The following is a 22,546-nucleotide window of genomic DNA, read 5'->3' on the forward strand; positions in this document are numbered from 1 at the left end:
AAGTTAAAAACAAGAGCCGTGACCGCCTGAAAATGATAAGCCGCAGCTCCCTTGTTCAGCGTATAAATCAGACACTTCTTCTCGGTGGCTGCTCGGAATCACAAATCGGTCATCGTATTTGGCGATCGCAAGCAGCCGATACATGTCTTCAATTTGCTGTTCTGTTAAGCCGACACTGGAGATCAGTGCCGGGTCGATGGATTTATTTGTCTGGACTGCTCTCATATACTGGCGCATGACAGACATTTTCTTTAATGTCGACCGAATATGATCTGTATCACCGGCTGTTAACAGCTGCGCCAAATAGTCAATCGGAATCCTCATTTGGTCGATAGCCGGAAAAATATCTTCCGCTGTTTGCCGGCTTCCCTCTCCTTCAAAGAGATTCATGATCGGACTCAAAGGCGGAATGTACCAAACCATCGGCAATGTCCGATACTCCGGATGAAGCGGCAGGGCGATTTTCCAGTCGATGATCATCTTATAGATGGGCGATTGCTGTGCAGCCTCTATCCATTCTGTCGGGATGCCTTGTTCTTTTGCCAGTTTGGCAACTTCAGGGTCATTCGGATCAAGAAAAATGTCCAATTGGGAATGGTAAAGATCCTTTTCATTTTCAACAGATGCCGCTTCCTCCACTTTGTCCGCATCGTACAACATGACGCCGAGATAGCGGATTCTGCCTACACACGTTTCGGAGCAGATAGTCGGCAGTCCCGCCTCCAAGCGCGGAAAGCAGAGGGTGCATTTTTCCGCTTTGTTCGTTTGCCAGTTAAAATAGACTTTTTTATAAGGGCAGGATGAGACACAATATCTCCATGACCGGCATGCGTTTTGGTCCACAAGCACAATGCCGTCTTCCTCGCGTTTGTACATGGCGCCGGAAGGACAAGAGGAAACGCACGCCGGGTTGATGCAGTGCTCACAAATACGCGGCAGATACATCATAAAAACCTCATCGAATTCTGTTTTGATCGATTCCTCCATCTTTTGCACGTTTGGATCCTCAAGCCCCGTAATATGGCCGCCTGCGAGATCATCCTCCCAGTTCGGGCCCCATTCAATATTCATGAAATCCCCAGTCAGTGACGATTTTGGGCGCGCCACTGGCTGATGTTTTTTCTGCGGGCTGTTTGTTAATGCTTCATAATCATAGTTCCAAGGTTCATAGTAATCATCAATCGACGGCTGGTTCGGGTTATAGAAAAGGCCAGCAAGCCGATTTGTTTTCGGGCCTGATTTTAGCTCGAGTTTTCCTTTTTTCAATGCCCAGCCGCCTTTATATTTGTCCTGGTCCTCCCATTGCTTCGGGTAGCCGATGCCGGGCTTTGTTTCTACATTATTAAAGTACATATATTCCGCACCGGAACGGTTTGTCCACGTGTTTTTGCAGGTGACGCTGCACGTGTGGCAGCCGATGCATTTATCCAAGTTCATGACCATACCGATTTGCGCTTTAATCTTCAAGCCAATCGACCTCCTTCAGCTTACGGATAACGACGTTTAGATCGCGCTGATTCCCTGTTGGACCGTAATAGTTAAAGCCGTAGCTGAGCTGGGCATAGCCCCCAATCATCTGTGTCGGCTTGACGTGTATCCTTGTCGGGCTGTTATGGGTGCCTCCGCGGTTATTCGTCAGTTTTGTGCCTGGCACGTTGATGTGGCGGTCCTGGGCATGGTGCATAAACGCCATACCTTTAGGAATCCGGTGAGACAAAACCGCTCTCGCGACGACAACACCATTTCGGTTAAAACATTCAATCCAATCGTTGTCTTTGATATCCGTGTCCTCTGCATCATCTTTATTCATCCACACGGTCGGCCCTCCGCGGAATAGCGTAAGCATCGGCAAAGAATCAAAATACATGCTGTGGACAGACCATTTATTATGCGGCGTCAAATAGTTGAGGACGATTTCTTTGCCCTCTTGATCAGGCCGCTTGCTCAGAAACGGGCGATGCTGGAGGATCGGTTTAAATGTCGCCATCGTTTCACCGAATTCCATCATCAGTTCATGATCGACATAATAAGATTGTCTGCCGGTCAGTGTTCGCCACGGGATTAATTTTTCTACGTTCGTCGTAAACGGGGAATACCTGCGTCCCCCTTTTTCTGAGCCGGTAAATGCCGGAGAGGTAATGACCGTTTTCGGCTGGGCTGTAATTTGTTCAAACGTAAAGCATTCTTCCTCCCGTTCTTCCGCCAGGTCTTTCAGCTTCAGGTTTGTGATGTTTTCAAGCGATTCCCATGCTTTCACGGCGACTTTTCCATTAGAAGTGGACGATAGGGTTAAAATCGCTTCTGCCGCCTGCTTTGCTTCACTTATATTCGGACACCCCTTTGCAACGCTGTCCGAGGTGATTTCTCCCAATCTCTTTTTGAGTGATTCATATTCATCGGCTATCGACCAGCTCATCCCTTTTGTTCCGCTCGGTTTTAAACCGGCATAAGGTCCGAGCGCGGTCATTTTATGAAAGATGTGCTTGTAATCACGTTCAACGACTTGGATGTTCGGCATCGTTTTTCCCGGAATGGCTTCGCATTCGCCCTTGCTCCAGTCATTGATTTTGCCGAACGGCTGAGCTAATTCCTGCATGGTGTCATGGAGTAGCGGCGTCGCGACCACTTCTTTCACCGGCTCCATATCGACTTCTTCTGCCAGATCAGAAACGGCTTTTGACAGTGCTTTGAAAATATCCCAGTCTGACTTCGATTCCCACGGAGCCGAGATCGCCGGAGCGAAAGGATGAATGAACGGGTGCATATCTGTGCTGCTGAGATCGTGTTTTTCATACCATGTCGCTGCCGGCAGCACGATATCGGAGTAAAGCGCCGTACCGGCCATTCGAAAATCGAGATTGATTAACAAGTCGAGCTTTCCTTCCGGTGCCTGCTCCCTCCATTTGATTTCTTCAGGGCGAATGCTGTCGCTGTCGTCATTCATCAAACCGTTTGTCGTCCCCAGCAAATGCTTTAGAAAATATTCATGCCCTTTTCCTGAGCTGGAAATCAGATTTGCCCGCCATACAAAGAGATTTCTTGGGAAATTCACTTCATTGTCAGGATCTTCAATTGCAAATTTCAGCTTTTTCTCTTGAAGCTGTGAGGCCACGTACGCACCAACGTCTTCAGGTGTTGTTGCACCCGCTTTTTCAGCTTCTTTGTACAGATCAATGCCATTTTGATTGAACGTCGGGTAAGACGGCAGCCACCCTAATCGCGCTGCCATCACATTGTAATCGGCATGATGCTTGTAGCGGGATGACGCAGCGATCGGCGATGCCAAATCACTGATCGGCTGGTCTTCGTAGCGCCACTGATCTGTCGCAAAGTAGAAAAATGAGGTGCCGTTTTGCAGCTTGGGCACGCCCTCCCAGTCCTTTGCATTTGCAATCGTCTGCCATCCTTCAGCAGGGCGGAGCTTTTCCTGCCCCACATAATGGGCCCACCCTCCGCCGTTTACGCCTTGGGCGCCTACCAATAATACAAGATTTAATACTGCCCGGTAGATCGTGTCAGAGTTGAACCAGTGGTTGATCCCCGCTCCTACAATAATCATGGAACGGCCCTCTGTATCGATCGCATTTTGGGCAAACTCTCTGGCTATCTTAATGACGGCTTCTTTTTTGATCCCTGTCACCTGCTCCTGCCAGGCTGGCGTAAACGGTTCAGGATCGTCATACGAGCAGGCTGATTTCTCCCCGATCCCCCGATTCACGCCATAGTTAGCCAAAATCAAGTCAAACACCGTTGTGACATACACATCTTCATTATCTATGGCCAGTTTTTTAATCGGCAGGTCTCGCTCAAGCACTCTGTTTCCCTCATGTGAGAAATAAGGGATTCGTACCGTGCCGATTTCGTCCTCTATGCCGAGCACTGAGAGCCGGGGTTCAATCGATTCGCCTGTTTCTTCATCTATCATGTGCAGGTTCCATTTCTGCTGTCCGTCCCAGCGGGAGCCCATTGTCCCTTGCGGTATGGCAAATGCGCTTGTCTGTTCATTCCAGACCGCAGGCTTCCATTGATCATGCTTTGTCTGCCGCCCGATGTCTTTCGCATGCAGAAAACGCCCCGCTGTGTATACGCCGTTTTCTTTTGACAGGGTGACGAAGAACGGAAAATCCGTGTATTGCTTTGCGTACTCAATGAAACGTTCCGTCTCTTGGTTCACGTAAAATTCCTGTAAAATGACGTGACCCATTGCCATCGCAAGTGCTCCGTCAGTCCCTTGGCGAATACTCAGCCAGTCATCTGCAAACTTTGAGGATTCCGCAAAATCCGGACTGATCGAAATGACTTTAGCGCCTTTATAGCGGGCTTCCGCCAAAAAATGCGCGTCGGGCGTTCTCGTTAACGGAACGTTGGAGCCCCATGTGATGATATAGCCTGAATTGTACCAATCACTGCTTTCCGGAACGTCCGTCTGGTCACCCCAAATTTGCGGAGACGCCGGTGGAAGATCCGCATACCAGTCATAAAAACTGAGCATAGGGCCGCCGATCAAAGACATAAACCGTGAGCCTGATGCGTGGCTGATCATGGACATGGCCGGAATGGGGGAAAAGCCGACATTCCGGTCAGGCCCGTATTTCATGACTGTATAGAGCAGAGAGGCCGAAATCAGCTTCAGCACCTCCGGCCATTCAGCGCGCACAAAACCGCCCTTCCCTCTTGCCTGTTTATAGGACTTTGCTTTTTCAGGATTTTCAACGATCGATTTCCAAGCATCCAATGGATTTTGATGGGCCAGCAGTGCTTCCCGCCACAAATTGATCAGCACACCGCGTACGTAGGGATATTTCACACGGAGCGGGCTGTAGATGTACCATGAAAAACTGGCCCCCCGAGGACATCCTCTCGGTTCGAAATCAGGCATATCCGGGCCTGTTGATGGATAATTCAAGTTTTGTCCTTCCCACGTGACAATTCCGTTTTTCACATAAATATTCCAGCTGCAGGAACCCGTGCAGTTGACGCCGTGAGTGGAGCGAACGACTTTGTCGTACTGCCATCTGTTTCTGTATACATTCTCCCAATCGCGGTCTTCGCGAGTGGTTTGGCTATGTTTATTTGAATGGTGTTCGATAGGAGAGAAATAGTTCAATCTCCTAAACAACGGACTCATTTTCTTTTTCTTCATAAAAGTTCACTCCTTCCGAGTCAGGTGATGCTAAGTTCACTATATACAGAGACAGCCTGTTTCCTTGTGAACTATGTCACACACTTTGTTTTTTTCAAAAAATGTTCACACAAAAGGAAGGACTTCCACAGGATGTGATGAAGGCGCGGCGTTCAGGCGGGACGCCTGAGTCAATGGCCGCCTTTCATTCAAAGATCAAAAAAACCGGCTCTGTTTAAGAACCGGGCTCGGTATTTTCATCCTGTGATGTATGCAGATAACGCAAAAATAATTGATAGGACCAAAAGACATTTTGCTGAAGCATGGCCAAAAAATTCATTTGCAGCTGTGGATTGTAAGACATGATTTTATTAAATGTGTAGTAAGGAATATTGAGAATCAGAATGTCTGAAGTGGCATTGACTGAGATAAAAGGCGATAAATACATCCCGCCTTTTTCATCAATCGGAAATACATCGCCTTTCTCCCACAGCGCAACGGTTTTCGATCCGTCAGGGAGCCTGCTGTCCATAAAACGGACACTGCCTTTTAATACAATATATACGGATTGAGAATGAAGAAAGGATAGAGAATGATCAGATGTTCCGCTGATAAACGTCCCGTTTTTCAGCAAGGTTTCGACAATGGATAGAGGCACTTCATTAAACATAGGAAGTTGTTTCAGAAATAATAAATAGTCACACTGATTCATAGGAAAGCCTCCTGTGTTAAGGATAGCTTTAGTCTAGCCCGATTGAGCCTGTCCAGCAGTGATGTATTTCACATCTTGTATGATGAATGTCACTTATCGTGAGCATGTCTGCATTTATAATGAAATAAAAAGGAGGATTTCGATGAAAGCGCTAATTCCGAAGCAGCACGGCGCATGGGCAATGCTGCTGATCCCATTTTCACTCGGGATGGTCAAGGGAGGCCCCGTTTTCTGGCATATTCCGCTCTTCCTAGGCTGGCTTTTCCTTTACTTGGCGGTTTATCCCATCACGCTTGCTTTGAAAAAAAAGCAGATCAAATCCTATCTAAAGTGGATATATTATTACGGTGTTCCGGCCTGCTGCTTTTTGATGATTCCTGTCTTTTATAAGCCACCACTCATCTGGGTCGGCGTTTCTTTATTGCCGCTGTTTCTCATTCATATGTATTATTCCCGCCGAAAAAACGAACGGGCGCTAGCGAACGATATTGCGGGTGTCTTGTTCTTTTGTTCAGGCGGGCTTGCGAGCTGCTGGCTGGGGATGGGAACCCTTGACGGGTGGGGTTGGTTTATTTTTTCTCAATCTGCTTTATTTTTTATCGGAAGTTCCTTTTATGTGAAGTCGGTGATACGTGAGAGAAAAAACAGCGTATTCGCATACTGGTCATGGGGATGTCACCTGCTGCTTCCCTTTTTATCCGCTCTTCTTGGAGCAGGATGGGCATTTCTCGCTTTTATCCCAAGCAGTTTGCGGGCATGTTTTTTTCACGGAAGAGACTGGACCGTTAAAACGATCGGCATTCTGGAAATCGTGAATGCCTGCTTCTTTTTTGCCGTCATGTGTATGTTTATCACTAGATAAAAAACCAAGGACCGCCAGCGGCCCTTGGTTTTTCAGTCAATATTGCAAATCTCTAGCGGACAGTTTTCACACTCAATCTCGCATCGCAAAAAGTCCCGTTTATGCAAAATAATTTTCCCGGAATCTTCTATCGAAATTACCCCTTGTTTGCGGAGGTCCCCAAGCATACGGTTGACGCTTTCCCTTGCCGCTGCACAAAACTTTGCCAAATCTTGATTTGTCAGCACTATATTAATCAGAATGCCGTCACTTCGTTGCACACCGTAGCTGTTTGATAAGCGGATAAGGGTGGAGTAGAGCGCCCCCTTTTTGCCGTGAAGAAGCAGATCCCTTATTTTGGACTGGATTTTCCGGAGGTGCGTGCTCATCCATTTCATAAATTCAAATGTCAAAGCACCATTGTGGATTAATTCCTTTTCCAGCTTGTTTTTATTAATGACGAGCACCTCGCCATCCTCTAGCACTCTTGCACTGAGCATATATCTTGGTTCTTCAGTGAAAAGTGTTAATTCCCCGACGATATCATGCTTTTGGCAGATTCTAAGTGTCAGGTCTTTTCCGTCAGATGTCAGCTTGCCGATTTCAATGAGTCCTGATTGAATCAGATAAAGCTCTTCTGCATCCATTCCTTCCCGAAACAAATACGTGTGTTTTTCCATTTTTCTTTTGGTACTAATCGATTCCAGCAAATCATGCAGATCGCTGGAAATAAGATCACTATCAGATGGTCGAACAGAGAGAAAATTCATGAGCTCACCTCGAAGAAAATCACGTTGTGTATTTATTGTAACGTGAATTGATTTGCCCTCATCCAGAAAAAACTAACAATCTTGTGAATGCCCAGTGTTAGTTGACGCTCTGACTGTTTCTCTCCGTGTGCGTTTTCATTCTTTCCTGCCAATACATCCATATGACAAGGACAAAGCTTGCTAACGCCACTTCAGAAAGCGCCATAAAACCGATCGCGTATTGGCCTGTTGCCTGAAATACACTCGCCAATATCAGCGGAGGGAAAAAACCGCCTAATCCTCCCATGGCAGACACAATCCCATTGGCAATCCCCGCTTGCTTTGAAAAATAGAAAGGCACCAGTTTAAAAACGGTCCCGTTTCCTATGCCTGAGCAGACCGCCACCGTTAATGACCCAAACGTATAAAGGCCGATCGTCGGCGAGAACGATAAGACAATTCCTGATAATGTAAGTCCCGCAAAAACGACCATCAAAATGCGGAGCGGGCTCACTTTATCAGCCCAGAGTCCGCCTATAGGTCTGAGCAGCGTGGAGACGGCAATAAAGCCAGCTGTCCGCAAACCGGCGTCCGCAGGATTCAGCCCAAAGTATTCCACTAAAAAATTCGGCAGATAGATGGTGAAGGCGACAAAGGCGCCAAACGTAATAAAATAAAAAAGGCTCAGAAACCATAGGATATGATTTCGATAAACGGCTTTGATTTCTGTTTTTACCGAAACATTCACTTTCTTCTCATGCCGGTCGCCGAACAATACGTGCAGCAATGCGAAAACTGCCAGCAGAACCATATACATCTGCACGGTTGCTTTCCATCCCGTAGCTTGTGCGATAACCGGCGCTGCAAATGTAGTAATGGCGGTCCCGATGTTTCCTGCACCGTAAATCCCATTGACGACACCGTGCTTTTCTTTCGGATAATATTTCGGAAGGGATGTCACCCCAATGGAGAATACCGCTCCCCCGATTCCTAAGAAGAAACCGCCCGCGATTAAATCAAACAGAGAATCCGCGATACTGATCCAAAACACCGGAAGCAAGAGCAGGATGAAGCTGATCATAAACATCAGCCGCGCGCCAAACCTGTTCGTCAAATACCCTAAAGGAATGCGGAGAAGCGACCCAAGGATAACGGGAATCGCCGTCACCAAAGAAATCTCGCCTTTGGTTAAATGAATATCTAATGTAATTTGGGAAATGAGTGATGAAATCAGCACCCAAACCATAAACCCTGCCACCAAGCTTAATGACTGTAACGATAATTGAATGTGTTGACGGTTGATCATTTGGCTTGCCCCTTTCAATGATTCAATAATCAGTCTTATCATACAAAAACTCAGCAAACAGGATTGTGAATTACATCACACGTTTTACGCATAAAAAAAGAACAAAGCCCGAAGACTTTGCCCTTTGATGATGATTACATTTTTTCCGGAGCCGATACGCCGATCAGCTGAAGCGCATTGTTCAGCGTAATTTGCGTTGCCTTCATTAAAGCTAGGCGCGCGCGGCTTTTCTCTTCATTTTCAGGATCGATGACTTTCTCTGCATTGTAGAAGCTGTGCAGAGCAGAAGCCAGATCATAAATATAGTTTGTGACACGGTGCGGAATTCGTTTTTCCGCCGCTTCCGCAACTGCCTCTGGGAAGCTGCCGATCGTTTTCAGCAGGTCATATTCTTTTTCTGATTGAATATGGCTGAAATCAAGATCCGCCGCCGGCTTAAGTCCCTGCTCTTCCCCTTGGCGAAGCATGCTGCAAATACGGGCATGTGCGTATTGTGCATAATACACAGGGTTTTCGTTAGATGTTGATACAGCAAGATCTAAGTCAAAATCCATATGCGTATCCGCGCTGCGCATTGCAAAGAAGTAACGTACGGCATCCAAGCCGACTTCTTCAATCAGGTCACGCATCGTTACCGCTTTCCCCGTCCGTTTGCTCATTTTCATTTTCTCGCCGTTTTTGTAAAGGTGAACGAGCTGAATGATTTCTACTTCAAGAGTTCCATTTTCATAGCCAAGCGCTTCGATTGCCGCTTTCATACGCGGAATGTAGCCGTGGTGATCGGCGCCCCAAACGTTGACCAGCTTATCAAAGCCCCGGTCAAGTTTGTCTTTATGGTAAGCGATATCAGGCAGCAGGTACGTGTACGTGCCGTCCTTCTTGATCAATACGCGGTCTTTATCATCGCCAAACGTCGTAGAACGGAACCAAGTCGCGCCGTCTTCTTCATAGACATGGCCTTTTTCGCGAAGCGCTTCAAGCGCCTTGTCAATTTTTCCGTTTTGGTACAGTGATGTTTCGGAATACCACACATCAAACGGCACACGGAAGTTTTCCAAGTCCTTGCGCAGCTTTTCCAGCTCGTATTTCAGACCGTATTCACGGAAAAATGCGAGGCGCTCGCTTTCCTCTTCTTTGGCAAAACGGTCGCCGTATTCCTCAGCGATGCGCTTTCCGATCGCAATGATATCCTCGCCGCGGTAGCCATCCTCAGGCATCGGTTTTTCCAAGCCGAGCGCTTCAAAGTAACGGACTTCAACAGATAGCGCAAGGTTGTTGATTTGGTTACCGGCATCGTTAATGTAGTATTCGCGGCTCACCTCGTAACCCGCTTTTGAAAGCACGTTGCACAAAGAATCGCCGACAGCCGCACCGCGCGCATGGCCAAGGTGAAGGTCTCCCGTCGGATTCGCTGATACGAATTCTACCTGAACTCGCTCACCGTTTCCGATGTTCGTTTCCCCGTACGCTTCCCCTGCTTCTAACACAGACGGAATCAGCTTCGTTAAATAGTGATTGTTCATATAGAAATTGATAAAACCCGGACCGGCGATATCTAATTTATCAATCGAAGCCTTTCCTTTATCAAAATGAGCGACAATTTCTTCAGCGATTTGGCGCGGCGCTTTTTTTGCGATTCTTGCCAGCTGCATCGCCATATTTGTTGAATAATCGCCATGTGTTTTATCTTTTGGTGTTTCTAAAACGACATTAGGAATCTGGCTTTCTTCAGCCAATCCCGCTTTCAGAACGGCCGCTTTGATTTCTTCTTTCAGCACGTCCTTCATTTGTTCCGCAATGTTCATGCGTGAGTTCCTCCCTCATACGTGATCGTCATATGATGTAAATGCTGCTGTTCGTCTCCGACATGCATGTCATATTCGATGCTGACACGGCCTTTTTCTTCACCGAGATCAGATTGAATCGATTTTGTGCTTGTTTTCAGCTCAAGCTCACCAAATGACATTTTATATTTAGCAATTGTGGAAGATCCCGTTACGAAACGCTGATTCATTTTGACAGCGCCTGACCTCATGACCAGCACTTCGCCTTCGCTCACTTTCACAATCGTTTTCACTTTGCCTAAGTCGTGTTCTTCATAATAAGATAGATACACTTTATTTTGTTTTACATAGTAAAATCCGGTGGTGCGGAATTCGATGACTTCCTGATTATCGTCATCCTCAATCACAGACTTCACATGGAGTGTTATCGGTGTCTCTTGCTTCATTCTGACACGTCCTTTTCATCATTCCACTTTGACTTGAATAGTATAATCATTCCGTTTGTAAACTTCAACTGCTTCTATCTTACCATCATTGCTCATCAGATTTGAAGATAAACCTTATAAAAAGCATTTCCTTATTAGAAGAGAAAATGATATCACTCATTACCTTTAGGAAATGTTACATTTTTCCGAAATCTACTCTTTCCATTTCACATTTTCTTCAAAATATATGTATTGAATTGGTAATTTAATAGTTTTATCATAAAAGTACAACATAGATCTGCTAGAAAAAACAAAAAAAGGGAGGATTCAATGATGAAAAAAGCTGTCATTGTGGAAAACAAAGGTTGTGCAACATGCTCGATCGGAGCCGCTTGTCTAGTGGACGGTCCTATCCCTGATTTTGAAATTGCCGGTGCAACAGGTCTATTCGGTCTATGGGGGTAAGGATCTCCCAAAAGGGCATAGTCATTCTACTATGCTCTTTTTAAGTAAATTACAATTTTTAACTAAAATCTACCTCTTGGTTATACATACACAACCGTTTTTCATTTGAATCATATGCAGAGGGGATGGTATTTTGTTTATAGAGCAGATGTTTCCATTTATTAATGAAAGTGTAAGAGTTCACCAGCTTCCTGAGGGCGGCGTGTTAGAAATCGACTATTTGCGCGATAATGTTTCCATTTCTGACTTTGAGTATTTGGATCTTAACAAAACGGCTTACGAGCTCTGCATGCGAATGGATGGGCAAAAAACGGCTGAACAAATTTTAGCGGAACAATGCGCCGTTTACGATGAATCACCGGAAGACCATAGGGATTGGTATTACGACATGCTCAACATGCTCCTGAACAAGCAGGTCGTCCAGCTTGAAAATCGGTCCAGCCGCCACGCGATCACCACGAGCGGAAGCAATGAATTTCCGATGCCGCTGCACGCCACCTTCGAGCTGACGCACCGCTGTAACTTGAAATGCGCCCACTGTTATTTGGAAAGCTCGCCGGAAGCGCTCGGCACCGTATCGATTGAGCAATTCAAGAAAACAGCTGATATGCTGTTTGATAACGGAGTGTTGACATGTGAAATCACGGGCGGAGAAATCTTTGTCCATCCGAACGCCAATGAGATTCTTGACTATGTGTGTAAAAAGTTCAAAAAGGTCGCTGTTTTAACGAATGGAACTCTTATGCGAAAAGAGAGCCTGGAGCTTTTGAAAGCTTATAAACAAAAAATCATTGTCGGCATTTCTCTCGATAGTGTGAGTTCCGAAGTCCATGACTCCTTTAGAGGGAGAAAAGGCTCTTTTGCCCAAACTTGTAAAACGATAAAATTGTTGAGTGACCACGGTATATTTGTCAGGGTCGCCATGTCCGTTTTTGAAAAAAACATGTGGGAAATCCACGATATGGCCCAAAAGGTTCGGGATCTTGGGGCAAAGGCGTTCTCTTACAATTGGGTTGATGATTTCGGAAGAGGCAGAGACATTGTCCACCCCACAAAAGATGCCGAGCAGCACCGCAAATTTATGGAGTACGAGCAACATATCATTAATGAGTTTAAAGATCTGATTCCGATTATTCCTTATGAGAGAAAACGCGCGGCAAATTGCGGCGCTGGCTGGAAGTCCATTGTGATCAGCCCGTTCGGAGAAGTACGTCCGTGTGCGCTCTTTCCAAAGGAATTTTCATTGGGAAATATTTTTCATGATTCATATGAAAGCATCTTTAACTCCCCTCTCGTCCATAAACTGTGGCAAGCGCAGGCGCCGCGGTTCAGCGAGCATTGCATGAAAGACAATTGCCCGTTCAGCGGCTATTGCGGAGGCTGTTACTTAAAAGGACTAAACTCTAATAAATATCACCGGAAAAACATTTGCTCTTGGGCAAAAAATGAACAATTAGAAGACGTGGTCCAGCTAATTTAGGAGGGAAACGATTTGTCACCAGCACAAAGAAGAATTTTACTGTATATCCTTTCATTTATCTTTGTCATCGGCGCAGTCGTCTATTTTGTCAAAAGTGATTATCTATTTACGCTGATTTTCATAGCCATTGCCATTCTTTTCGGAATGCGCGCGCGGAAGGCTGACTCGCGATGAGCATTTTGGATATACACGATGTATCCGTTTGGTATGAACGGGACAACGTCATCTTAGAGCACGTGGACTTACACCTGGAAAAAGGCGCTGTTTACGGATTGCTTGGGGTAAACGGCGCCGGCAAAACAACACTGATCAATACGCTGACAGGAGTGAACCGCAATTACAGCGGGGGCTTTACGCTGTGCGGCATTGAAGCTGAGGCCGGCATGCCGCAGAAAACATCAGATCAACTGAAGATTCACCGTTACTTCGCCGCTGATTATCCGCTGCTGTTTACAGAAATTACGGCGAAGGACTATGTGTCTTTCGTCCATTCGCTTTATCAAAAGGATTTTTCAGAGCGACAGTTTGCCAGTTTGGCTGAGGCCTTTCATTTTTCAAAATACATCAACAGGAGAATCTCGGAGCTGTCCTTGGGGAACAGGCAAAAGGTTGTGTTGATGACAGGATTATTGCTGCGGGCTCCCCTGTTTATTTTGGATGAGCCGCTCGTCGGTTTGGATGTGGAATCAATAGAGGTCTTTTATCAGAAAATGCGGGAGTACTGTGAGGAAGGCGGAACCATTTTGTTTTCTTCCCATCTGCTCGATGTCGTGCAGAGATTTTGTGATTTTGCGGCCATTCTGCACAACAAACAGATCCAAAAGGTCATTCCGATTGGGGAGGAGACCGATCTGCGGCGGGAATTTTTTGAGGTGATCGGCCATGAATAACATATTCCCCATCATGTCGTTGCTGTTCAAACAGCTGTACAGCCGGCAAGGGAAAAAGGACGCTATCCGCATTGCTGCAGGGCTTGTGATTCTCGCCGTGTTTGAAATCGGGCTGATCCGACAAGCCGGCATTGACGAATCGGTGTTGGGAAAAACGTATATCATATTGGCGCTTCTCTTAATGAACACGTATATGGTGTTTCTTTCCGTGACATCACAATGGAAGGAATCTTATATGAAGCTGAGCTGTCTGCTGCCGATTTCATCACGGAGCTTTTGGCTCGCCCAGAGTGTCGTTCTGTTTGTCGATACTTGTTTGAGAAGAACGTTATTCTTTTTTATTTTACCGCTGTTCTTATTTGGAAACGGAACGCTGTCAGGGGCGCAAACATTGTTTTGGCTTGGCAGATTTTCGTTTTTTACCGTTTACTCGATTCTATTCGGAGTTATGCTAAGCAACCATTTCGTCAAAAAGAAGAACTCGATGTTTCTGCTGCATGCGGCGGTATTCGCCTTTGTATGCCTCAGTGCCGCTTTTATGCCGGCCGTCACGATCCCGCTATGCGCGGTTCACATGCTATGGGCGGTGATCATTGACTTTCCGGTCTTTCTGCAGGCGCCTCCGCATCAGAGCAAGATGCATTTTTTTATGCGGCGATCTGAATTTTCGTTTTACAAAAGAGAATGGAACCGATTTATTTCTTCTAAAGCGATGCTGTTAAATTACGTGGTGATGGCGGCGTTCAGCGGATTCTTTTCGTTCCAGATGATGAACACCGGCATCTTCAATCAGCAAGTGATTTATATTGTGATTTCCGCTCTATTGCTGATTTGCTCGCCGATCGCCCTTTTGTACTCGATTGAAAAAAACGATCGCATGCTGCTCATCACGCTTCCAATTAAACGAAGAACGATGTTTTGGGCGAAATATCGCTTTTATTCAGGCCTATTGGCAGGCGGATTTCTCCTTGTCGCTATCATTGTAGGCTTCATCAGCAACCGACCGGTTTCAGCCCTCACCTTTGTGCAGTGTATGGTATTGCTGCTGGCGGGAGCGTTTATCCGGTTAACCGCAGATGAAAAAAGGCCGTCCTTCGGCTGGCAGACAGAGCAGCAGCTCTGGAGCGAATTTTCAAAATACCGATCTTATCTATTTTGTCTTCCCCTTTTCTTAGCCACATTAGCCGGCACCGCTGTCTCCTTGGCGGTGATTCCATTTGCCGCGCTGATCATAGTCTATTACCTGCAAAAACAGGATGGTGGTTTCTTTGATACAAGCAAAAGAGAACGGCTTGGAAGTTAACCTGCTGAAGACTCATCAATTTTCAACAATCTCAATCGCCGCGAGCTTTCTGAAACCGATTGAAAGCGCGGCGGAGCCTGAAGAAGAAACAATCTATTTTTACGGCGCGGCTGCACATCTGAAGCAGCAAATCATTGACGCTTTCGGTTATGCCGCCGGCTGCCGCTTTATGTATTCAGCGAACCTCTTTTTTGACCAGCAGCTGAAAACCTGCGGAACCCGTTTGATTCACCCGTCATTTAACAAAAATCTTCATCTTGATGCCCTGATGAAGATTTTTGCAGACATGTCCTATCCTTCTTCTCTTTCAGCAGATACTGTTGAAAGGGTAAAGGATGAACTCCTGCTCAAAATCGAAAAGAAATTCGCTGACCCCTTCTCCTACTCGGCAGCACGCTTGGCGGAGGAGGCTTTCGGAAACCCGATGTACGGCACAGCCATGTTTGGCCGAAAAGACAGGATACAGGCAATCCAACCACAACGGTTTCAGAATGCAACGGATTTCATCGTAGATTTATTCTCCCAGCAAAAACAGCTGAACATATTGGGACATGTACAAGCATGCGATATTCCGGGACATGCCTCGCAAACGTCCGCCGTGACGGCCGGAAGATTCCTCGTGAACCGGCATGTTTCTGAAACAGAGACACGCAGCGCAGCAGGTCCTTCAGTCTTGACACTCGGATTTGACTGTGGGGGGATGAAAGATGCCAGCGATTATATCAAAATTCAGCTGATAGACGGATTGCTCGGAAAGTATGGACATTCCGCTTTATTCAAGCGCTTCCGCGAAAAGGATCTGGCAGTCTATCATGTCATCACCCGATATGACATCATGAACAATATGCTGCTTGTTTCAATATGTACGAATCAGCTTCATGAGAAAGAGATTCCCCCGCGTGTTTTGGAAGCTGTCACACATTTTTCAGCCGATGAGCGCGAACTAGAACAGGCAAAGCAATTTTTACGCAATGAAATGCTGCTGCAATTCGATTCTCCCGAAGGGCTTTTAGCCTATATGGGAATCCTGCGCCGCTTCTCCTGTACGAAAGAAGACTTGCTGGATGGCATCTCAGCAGTAACGTGCCGCGATGTATTGCAATTCATAACGACTATCAATTATATCGGAACTCATGTAGTAAGGGGATGAAGAGATGGAGAAGAAAACCTTTTTTCAACAGCTGGATGCACGAACCGATATCAGATACACAGACAGCGGGATGAAAATATTCAGACTGAAATTCCCCCGCGCCCATTTGCGGCTGTGCAATGTCAAAATCGATTTTGGAAGCCGGGATGTCTGCTTACATTCAGAATCAGGTGACACGCTTCTCCCGTATGGCACAGCGCATTTTTTAGAGCATCTCCTCTTCTGGCATAATGGCCGCAATCTGTACAGTGATTTTTTTGCGCACGGCGCGCTTTTAAATGCGTTCACCACCTACACCGATACCAATTTCATGTTTACCTCATTGCCGGATCGGCTCAAACAGACGATCCCCATCCTGCTTGATGCGTTATGGAACCACTCATTTGACAAGAAAAAGATCAATCAGGAAAAAGCTGTGATTACAAACGAAATTCAAACAGCACACCTCAATCATCAGCTCTCTTACCATTATCAGCTGATCAGCATGCTTTCTCCCGCCTCACCTGCTGCCGTTTTCCCCGCAGGCAGAATCGAGGACATTGAGGCGCTGAACATCCGTGATTTACAAAAAGCCTACAATGCCGCCTATCAGCCCCAGCGGATGACGCTGTTTTTGGTCGGAGGCTCAGAAGACACGGAAGCCCTTTTGCCTCCTCACCTCCGGCTGGAAAAGCGTCCAAAACATAAAGCAGAAAGAAAAAGCATCTCCGCATGCCCTCCACCAGCCCTCTCACAAAAAATGAGGCTGGGTAATGAGGAACGGATGGAAGACACATGGACCGGATTACAGGTTGGCGCAATTCCCGGGCAAAACGATCTGTTGACGTTAAAGCTTTATTGGGACATCGCGTCTCTTATTCTATTTCAAATAGATTCACCGTTTTTTCAAGAGATTCAGCAAACATACCGCCTGAAAATCGATCGCTTGACAGCCGAGGCTCACATGTATGAGGACGGCGGTTTTTTGATCCTTCACAGTCAAGGGGCGCATTCTTCGGCTTATATCGATGTCGCTTCCTACTATGTCACACAGCAAAAACAACAGATTGCGGTTTGGCTCCAATACGGTAAGGATTCTTTGACGGACGCGATCATTTATGACAGCGATTATGTTCGTAAATGCTTCGAGTGGGCGGCCGAGTGTGACAAATGTGACTGCTCGTTTCTCGACATGTACCGCATCATTCACGATATGAATAGCCAGGATTTCTTGTCTCTCATTGATGCTTTGGCATCCTCTAAAAAAGCCGTCATTCACGTTTCTCAGAAAGAGGCGATTGGACAATGAGAAAAAGCACTGTCTTTACCGTGTTGTTGCTGCTCTTAGGTATGACGGCTTATTCCTTCGGCTGGGTTCAAGCCGTCGCCGAAGCCGCAGCGCAATATGTACAGATATTCAATAACGATGTTTTGCGGCTCGGACTGCTGGCTTGTATCGCTTCCGTTCTGATGCTGCCTGCTTTTCTCTATCTTCACTATGTCACCCAAACTGTGAAAAACATGACAGCAGCTTTTCAGAAACTCACACAGTCTCATCAAAGCTGCTGTGACTTTCAGCATCACAGAGTGTGCAGCCGTTATGCAGAAGACGTCAAATCACTGCGTGACAGCTATAAAAACGTCCGCCAAACATACGTGATGGCTGCTGTATTATGCGAAGTCATCATATTCGGCTGCATGTTCGAAATCGTTAAAGCCGTCCCTTTCCGCCTTCACACGTCCCCTATCGTTTCAACGGGAATCGCATTGTTACTGATTTTGTATTTATTGTTTTACATGCGAACGTACTTGCTGAAACTTTTCCAACATGGCACCCTGTTCAAAAAAATTCTTGCAGGAGTGCTGACAGGAGCCGGGATTTGGTGGATGCTCCGATTCACCATAAGTGAACTGCTGTTTCTGATCACCCTGGCTGCCATCCAGCAGATCGGGTCATTTATTTATAAACGATTCTCTAATCGCGGATTCACTTCTCTCGATCTGTGAAATGAGCTACATCGCAATCGCAGACGGACCCGCGCCCACCGGAATCACTGACACGGCTGTATAATCACTCGTACGGTACACGGTCACGGAATTGTCATCGGGCTGTGCCGCATAAATATACTGATTGTCCGGCGTTACGGCGATGTCATAGGCGCCAGGGAGAGAGGCAGTTGTTATCATAGTATGCTGCGCTGTATCTACGACGGTGAGATTCTCCGGAAACGCCTCACTATATGGCTCAAGGAAAAATGCACGAGTCCCATCAGCAGAAAAAACTATTGTAATTAAACCGTCAAACAGTCTGTTAATTTGTGACGATTCGCTAAATGTCGTCAAATCTATCACAGAAACGACATTCGGACTTATCTCACCATTTTCCAGATAAGCAAAATCCCCTATTAACGGGGTTTCAATAAGGTTTGGTGTTTCAAAGTTACTTAAACTATCAATCATTTGCCCTGTATTGATGTCATATTTATTAACGACCCAAGTTACAGAATTGGTTGTATAGAAAAACTGTCCGTTAGGGTCTAAAGCAAAATCGTCCGCAGTGGGTGACACCGTGAATGTATTGGTAATGGTTTGCGAGGAAATGTTAATTTCATAAATAGAGCTGCCCCCTGCGAGAATATAAGCAAATTCGCCCCCACTTTCAAACTGGATTTTTCTTGGGGCTCCTGTAAGAGGAATGGTTTGTGTAACCGTTAATATCTCGTTGTCAATGATCGATACAAGATTCGCATTCCCATGGAGAACATACGTATACGCTTTATCCAAGGTAACACCCAGATCAGTCGGGATATCAGATAAAGAAATGTTACTTACAAGAGTATTCTCTTTAGCATCAATTACCGAAATCGTGCTGTCCCCAGTGTTTGCAGTAAACACATAAGATCGCTGATCCGGTTCCGGTACAAGCACAATCGTTCCCGTCACTGATAGAGGACTGCCGTAGAATGGCGGAACGACTACAAGGTTCTCGATCGTGATGTCACTGAAATCCGGGCAATCATCCGGGTTATCAGAATAATAGACAATTTGGTCGATCTCTGCATTGTGAATGACGGAAACAGCCCCGTCGCCTTGTCCATATTGATTTCGCACAGGTGAGACGCTGACGAGAAGCGTTATGGTTCCTTGAAGGCGCATCCCATAGATCACCCTAATATCCTCAGTATTAGGTCCTGTTTCTGTTAAGCAGGGCTCACTGACACAGAAAAGATGATCTGTACTCCACGTAACCGAAGCGACTGCTTCCGCAGGATCAACGACAAATCCCTCCGGAACGTCAATCGGCACTTGAAATGACGCTTCACGGCTGACTTCTTCATCACAAAAACAGAAACAATTTTCTTGTAAAGCAGAAAGATCATTCTTTTTCATGATTCCACATCCCTTTATTTAGAAATGCACTATATAGTTGATTAAATTGCAATGGCACTCGGTGAAACCCCAAGAGATATCACAGTCTCTTCAGAATAATCATCCCTGTTATAAACAATGATGCTCTGCTCTATAAAACGAGTTGCATACAGGAATTCGCCATTCGGGGTAAACGCATAGTCACTTGCTGATTGCGGAAGATTTCCTATTACGCCTGCTCCATTCGGACTGACAGAATATAAATTGCCAGTGAAGCTGTCATGTAAATACACCTCTGATCCACTCGTAAACATTACATATTGGCCGTCAGGCTCCAGCCCTTGGGTATCGCTGATCGTAAACGTATTTAAATTAATAACCGTCAAATAATTGAATAAGAATTCTTGTTCTAATACATACGCATACCGCTCTGTAGAATCTGTTTCAATGGATGATACGATAAGATCTCGTTCAATCGTTCCTAAGACTTCACCGGTAAATAAGTCCACTTTTTGCACTAAACCAAAATTAAGAACGTAAGCGAATAACCCATTGGGATCAATTGCAATATCAAAACCTTCTACAGGAATAGACCTCTCAACAGCCAACGTATCAATTCCAATCACAGAAATGGCATTGCCAGCGAAAACATAAGCAAATTCATGATTAGGGATAAATCTAATCGATCGAGGCGGCTGATCAAGCAAAATAGATGCTGTCACTGTTAATGTGTCATAATCGATGACAGAAATCACATTATTGTTGAGGTGTAAAACAAACACAGAGCTTTTATTTGGAGTTATTTCAATACCTGTCGGCCGGTACGGAAGAGCAATCGTTGTCACAACAGTATGAGTGTTTGTATCAATCACAGAAACTGATTGATCATTTGGATTCGCTGTAAACGCATAAACAGGCTCCGGTTCCGGTACAAGCACAATCGTTCCCGTCACTGATAAAGGACTGCCGTAGAATGGCGGAACGACTACAAGGTTCTCGATCGTGATGTCACTGAAATCCGGGCAATCATCCGGGTTATCAGAATAATAGACAATTTGGTCGATCTCTGCATTGTGAATGACGGAAACAGCCCCGTCGCCTTGTCCATATTGATTTCGCACAGGTGAGACGCTGACGAGAAGCGTTATGGTTCCCTGTAGGCGTACTGCAAATTGAACATCGATTTCATCAGGCTCAGGTCCCGTCTCGATTAAGCATCGCTCACTGACACAAGAAAGGCTGTCTGCATTCCACGTGACGTTTGCAACAGCTTCATCCGGATCCACGAAAAACCCCTCAGGCAATTCAATCAGCGCTTGAAACATTGCTTCACGGCTTGCTTCTTCCCCACAAAAACATATACACTCTTCTTGTTCGGCTCCAGTGTTTTCTTTAAAGGAAAGCTTGTTTTTTCTCATCCCTTCACTTCCTCTTCAGGTATACACTGCTCACGCAGATACAACAGGATATGGAAGGTAAATGTGTGTTGCTTGTACAAATTGCCGAGGATAAAAGTGGTTTTTTGAAAAAATTTCCTCTGATATGCGGTGTAACGAAAGAAAAGATTGCGGTTTTTTTGCGCTTCTCAGATGAATGATGATGATAAAATATGACATATATAGAATGATGAAGGGAGGGGTTCGCTAACGTGACAGGTGTCATATCTTCTTCTTCCGTCGGAGAAAAGATTAACGAATGGTATATCTACATACGCCAATTCAGCATACCCGACGCAGAGTATTTGCGAAGAGAAATCAAACAAGAGCTGGATCAAATGGAAGAAGATCAGGATCTTCATTTGTACTATTCACTGATGGAATTCCGGCACAACCTGATGCTTGAGTACCTTGAACCACTAGAGAAAATGCGGATCGAGGAACAGCCGAGATTGTCTGACCTGCTGCTTGAAATTGATAAAAAACAGGCTCGTTTAACTGGGCTGCTTGAGTACTACTTTAACTTCTTCAGAGGTATGTATGAGCTGGATCACCGTGAATATGTATTAGCGATTCAATTTTTTAAAAAAGCAGAGAGCAAACTGATTTTTGTGAAAGACAAAATTGACAAAGCAGAATTCTTTTTCAAAATGTCAGAAGTCTATTACTATATGAAACAAACTTATGTCTCCATGGACTATGCACGTCAAGCATTCGAAATCTACAGCGAACAGACTACATATGGTATCAGGATGATTCAATGCCAGTCCTTATTCGGAGCTAACTTTTTGGATTTAAAACAATATGAGAAAGCAATTGCTCATTTTCAAAAAGCTTACACACTTGCTGAAGCAGAGCAACAGCCTCAATTAATGGGAAGAACGCTATATAACATAGCGCTTTGTAAGCAAAATCAAAATAGTTTTGAATCAGCGATAGAGTATGTAAAAAAATCTATTCAAGTATTTGAAGGATCTAAAATGATCCCTTCCCTGCCACAAGCCTTTTTCCTCATTACACAAATTTATTTTAAATTAGGTAAGATGGATAATGCTTGTGAATATCATAAAAAAGGAATAGAATATTCAGCAGCAGCGGGAGATACCGTGTACTTAACGGAGTTTGAATTTTTGGAATCTTTATACTTGTCTGGACCAGATGAGGAACGGTTAGAAAAATGTTTTGTTTACCTTGAAAGTAAAATGATGTATGCTGATATTGAAGACTTCGCACTCGATGTTGCTAAATATTATCATCAGCAGGAAAATTACAAAAAAGCATCTCATTACTTTTTAAAGGTTGAAGAAGCAAGACAGCACATTCAAGGGGGGGTGAATTTATATGAAATGGAAGTATAAATTATTACTCGCTTGTTTGGCTGTGAGTGCTGTATTTATCACAGTCGAGGTATCAAATTCATCAACAGAACATTTTGATGTTGCACAACGCGCAATGATCTAAAACCGCTGCCATCGGCGGTTTTCTTTTTCACCATAAAAAACATCCAGACAAAGTGGGACTGACCCCCGTTTTTG

21 protein-coding genes are annotated in these 22,546 nt (G+C 45.3%); 12 read left to right on the forward strand and 9 right to left on the reverse strand.

Annotated features, from left to right (window positions below):
• Nucleotides 1-3 precede the first annotated feature (3 nt).
• The 3 genes from narH to MOF34_RS08885 all read right to left on the reverse strand — a co-directional run bounded on the left by narH (nucleotide 4) and on the right by MOF34_RS08885 (nucleotide 5,834).
• On the reverse strand, nucleotides 4-1,467 hold the full coding sequence (gene narH / locus MOF34_RS08875) for a nitrate reductase subunit beta (protein WP_268399848.1): 1,464 nt from the start codon (nucleotides 1,465-1,467) through the stop codon (nucleotides 4-6).
• A complete protein-coding gene (locus MOF34_RS08880; protein ID WP_268399849.1) occupies nucleotides 1,457-5,143 on the reverse strand; it encodes a nitrate reductase subunit alpha in 3,687 nt (1,228 codons plus the stop codon). Before MOF34_RS08880 ends, narH begins: the two co-directional genes overlap by 11 nt.
• A gap of 214 nt (nucleotides 5,144-5,357) precedes the next feature.
• The gene (locus MOF34_RS08885; protein WP_268399850.1) at nucleotides 5,358-5,834 is read right to left on the reverse strand and encodes a Crp/Fnr family transcriptional regulator; all 477 of its coding nucleotides are present in this window, start codon (nucleotides 5,832-5,834) and stop codon (nucleotides 5,358-5,360) included.
• Nucleotides 5,835-5,976: 142 nt separating this feature from the next.
• On the opposite strand from MOF34_RS08885, the gene MOF34_RS08890 reads away from it, so the two are divergent.
• On the forward strand, nucleotides 5,977-6,696 hold the full coding sequence (locus MOF34_RS08890) for a YwiC-like family protein (RefSeq protein WP_268399851.1): 720 nt from the start codon (nucleotides 5,977-5,979) through the stop codon (nucleotides 6,694-6,696).
• Nucleotides 6,697-6,728: 32 nt separating this feature from the next.
• Here the strand turns inward: MOF34_RS08890 and fnr are convergent, their stop codons facing one another.
• From fnr to MOF34_RS08910, 4 genes are all read right to left on the reverse strand, one after another.
• Nucleotides 6,729-7,445, reverse strand: a complete 717-nt coding sequence (gene fnr, locus MOF34_RS08895; RefSeq protein ID WP_268399852.1) for a fumarate/nitrate reduction transcriptional regulator Fnr — start codon at nucleotides 7,443-7,445, stop codon at nucleotides 6,729-6,731.
• 97 nt (nucleotides 7,446-7,542) lie between these two features.
• Nucleotides 7,543-8,730, reverse strand: coding sequence for a nitrate transporter NarK (narK, locus tag MOF34_RS08900; RefSeq protein WP_268399853.1), 1,188 nt, complete (start codon nucleotides 8,728-8,730; stop codon nucleotides 7,543-7,545).
• Between the two features lie 134 nt (nucleotides 8,731-8,864).
• Nucleotides 8,865-10,535 carry an arginine--tRNA ligase gene (gene argS / locus MOF34_RS08905; protein ID WP_019716069.1) on the reverse strand — a complete coding sequence of 557 codons (1,671 nt, stop codon included), beginning with the start codon at nucleotides 10,533-10,535 and terminating at the stop codon, nucleotides 8,865-8,867.
• Nucleotides 10,532-10,960: a DUF1934 domain-containing protein gene (locus MOF34_RS08910; protein WP_268399854.1), complete on the reverse strand. Its 429-nt coding sequence runs from the start codon at nucleotides 10,958-10,960 to the stop codon at nucleotides 10,532-10,534. The genes argS and MOF34_RS08910 overlap by 4 nt, the downstream gene beginning before the upstream one ends.
• A 312-nt stretch (nucleotides 10,961-11,272) precedes the next feature.
• Between MOF34_RS08910 and sboA the strand changes: the two genes are divergently transcribed.
• Genes sboA through MOF34_RS08955 form a run of 9 tightly spaced genes read left to right on the forward strand, consistent with a single transcriptional unit; the run spans nucleotide 11,273 to nucleotide 18,213 of the window.
• Entirely contained in the window at nucleotides 11,273-11,404 is a 132-nt protein-coding gene (gene sboA, locus MOF34_RS08915) for a subtilosin A (RefSeq protein WP_003222002.1), read from the forward strand.
• Nucleotides 11,361-11,513, forward strand: coding sequence for a bacteriocin-like protein SboX (sboX, locus tag MOF34_RS08920; protein ID WP_268399855.1), 153 nt, complete (start codon nucleotides 11,361-11,363; stop codon nucleotides 11,511-11,513). The genes sboA and sboX overlap by 44 nt, the downstream gene beginning before the upstream one ends.
• A gap of 24 nt (nucleotides 11,514-11,537) precedes the next feature.
• On the forward strand, nucleotides 11,538-12,884 hold the full coding sequence (gene albA, locus MOF34_RS08925) for a subtilosin maturase AlbA (protein WP_268399856.1): 1,347 nt from the start codon (nucleotides 11,538-11,540) through the stop codon (nucleotides 12,882-12,884).
• Between the two features lie 12 nt (nucleotides 12,885-12,896).
• On the forward strand, nucleotides 12,897-13,058 hold the full coding sequence (albB, locus tag MOF34_RS08930) for an antilisterial bacteriocin subtilosin biosynthesis protein AlbB (RefSeq protein WP_003222006.1): 162 nt from the start codon (nucleotides 12,897-12,899) through the stop codon (nucleotides 13,056-13,058).
• Nucleotides 13,055-13,774 (forward strand): ATP-binding cassette domain-containing protein, encoded by a 720-nt coding sequence (locus MOF34_RS08935; protein ID WP_003222008.1) that lies wholly within the window; start codon nucleotides 13,055-13,057, stop codon nucleotides 13,772-13,774. Before albB ends, MOF34_RS08935 begins: the two co-directional genes overlap by 4 nt.
• On the forward strand, nucleotides 13,767-15,077 hold the full coding sequence (gene albD, locus MOF34_RS08940; protein ID WP_268399857.1) for an antilisterial bacteriocin subtilosin biosynthesis protein AlbD: 1,311 nt from the start codon (nucleotides 13,767-13,769) through the stop codon (nucleotides 15,075-15,077). Before MOF34_RS08935 ends, albD begins: the two co-directional genes overlap by 8 nt.
• Nucleotides 15,067-16,227 (forward strand): M16 family metallopeptidase, encoded by a 1,161-nt coding sequence (locus tag MOF34_RS08945; protein ID WP_268399863.1) that lies wholly within the window; start codon nucleotides 15,067-15,069, stop codon nucleotides 16,225-16,227. The genes albD and MOF34_RS08945 overlap by 11 nt, the downstream gene beginning before the upstream one ends.
• A gap of 4 nt (nucleotides 16,228-16,231) precedes the next feature.
• Complete coding sequence (locus MOF34_RS08950; RefSeq protein WP_268399858.1) at nucleotides 16,232-17,515, forward strand: M16 family metallopeptidase; 1,284 nt, start codon at nucleotides 16,232-16,234, stop codon at nucleotides 17,513-17,515.
• Entirely contained in the window at nucleotides 17,512-18,213 is a 702-nt protein-coding gene (locus MOF34_RS08955; RefSeq protein WP_019716076.1) for a bacteriocin biosynthesis protein AlbG, read from the forward strand. Before MOF34_RS08950 ends, MOF34_RS08955 begins: the two co-directional genes overlap by 4 nt.
• A gap of 6 nt (nucleotides 18,214-18,219) precedes the next feature.
• On the opposite strand, the gene MOF34_RS08960 is transcribed toward MOF34_RS08955, so the two are convergent.
• Nucleotides 18,220-19,596 (reverse strand): YncE family protein, encoded by a 1,377-nt coding sequence (locus MOF34_RS08960; protein ID WP_268399859.1) that lies wholly within the window; start codon nucleotides 19,594-19,596, stop codon nucleotides 18,220-18,222.
• A gap of 41 nt (nucleotides 19,597-19,637) precedes the next feature.
• Nucleotides 19,638-20,993: a YncE family protein gene (locus tag MOF34_RS08965; RefSeq protein WP_268399860.1), complete on the reverse strand. Its 1,356-nt coding sequence runs from the start codon at nucleotides 20,991-20,993 to the stop codon at nucleotides 19,638-19,640.
• Between the two features lie 230 nt (nucleotides 20,994-21,223).
• On the opposite strand from MOF34_RS08965, the gene MOF34_RS08970 reads away from it, so the two are divergent.
• The gene (locus MOF34_RS08970; RefSeq protein ID WP_268399861.1) at nucleotides 21,224-22,369 is read left to right on the forward strand and encodes a tetratricopeptide repeat protein; all 1,146 of its coding nucleotides are present in this window, start codon (nucleotides 21,224-21,226) and stop codon (nucleotides 22,367-22,369) included.
• Entirely contained in the window at nucleotides 22,353-22,472 is a 120-nt protein-coding gene (locus MOF34_RS08975) for a PhrC/PhrF family phosphatase-inhibitory pheromone (RefSeq protein WP_014665774.1), read from the forward strand. The genes MOF34_RS08970 and MOF34_RS08975 overlap by 17 nt, the downstream gene beginning before the upstream one ends.
• The last annotated feature ends 74 nt before the right edge of the window (nucleotides 22,473-22,546 follow it).

Origin of the sequence: Bacillus sp. T17B1, from assembly GCF_026796395.1 — a bacterium.
In the GTDB taxonomy this organism is placed as follows: Bacteria; Bacillota; Bacilli; order Bacillales; family Bacillaceae; genus Bacillus; species Bacillus spizizenii_A.

Excerpts from the sequence above, each read along its gene's own strand:
- argS (WP_019716069.1), bottom strand. The coding sequence starts at position 10,535 with ATGAACATTGCGGAACAAATGAAGGACGTGCTGAAAGAAGAAATCAAA.
- MOF34_RS08950 (WP_268399858.1), top strand. The coding sequence starts at position 16,232 with ATGGAGAAGAAAACCTTTTTTCAACAGCTGGATGCACGAACCGATATC.
- MOF34_RS08965 (WP_268399860.1), bottom strand. The coding sequence starts at position 20,993 with ATGAGAAAAAACAAGCTTTCCTTTAAAGAAAACACTGGAGCCGAACAA.
- MOF34_RS08975 (WP_014665774.1), top strand. The coding sequence starts at position 22,353 with ATGAAATGGAAGTATAAATTATTACTCGCTTGTTTGGCTGTGAGTGCT.
- fnr (WP_268399852.1), bottom strand. The coding sequence starts at position 7,445 with ATGAATTTTCTCTCTGTTCGACCATCTGATAGTGATCTTATTTCCAGC.
- albD (WP_268399857.1), top strand. The coding sequence starts at position 13,767 with ATGAATAACATATTCCCCATCATGTCGTTGCTGTTCAAACAGCTGTAC.
- MOF34_RS08935 (WP_003222008.1), top strand. The coding sequence starts at position 13,055 with ATGAGCATTTTGGATATACACGATGTATCCGTTTGGTATGAACGGGAC.
- MOF34_RS08885 (WP_268399850.1), bottom strand. The coding sequence starts at position 5,834 with ATGAATCAGTGTGACTATTTATTATTTCTGAAACAACTTCCTATGTTT.
- MOF34_RS08910 (WP_268399854.1), bottom strand. The coding sequence starts at position 10,960 with ATGAAGCAAGAGACACCGATAACACTCCATGTGAAGTCTGTGATTGAG.
- MOF34_RS08890 (WP_268399851.1), top strand. The coding sequence starts at position 5,977 with ATGAAAGCGCTAATTCCGAAGCAGCACGGCGCATGGGCAATGCTGCTG.
- narK (WP_268399853.1), bottom strand. The coding sequence starts at position 8,730 with ATGATCAACCGTCAACACATTCAATTATCGTTACAGTCATTAAGCTTG.
- MOF34_RS08880 (WP_268399849.1), bottom strand. The coding sequence starts at position 5,143 with ATGAAGAAAAAGAAAATGAGTCCGTTGTTTAGGAGATTGAACTATTTC.
- sboA (WP_003222002.1), top strand. The coding sequence starts at position 11,273 with ATGAAAAAAGCTGTCATTGTGGAAAACAAAGGTTGTGCAACATGCTCG.
- MOF34_RS08960 (WP_268399859.1), bottom strand. The coding sequence starts at position 19,596 with ATGAAAAAGAATGATCTTTCTGCTTTACAAGAAAATTGTTTCTGTTTT.
- MOF34_RS08955 (WP_019716076.1), top strand. The coding sequence starts at position 17,512 with ATGAGAAAAAGCACTGTCTTTACCGTGTTGTTGCTGCTCTTAGGTATG.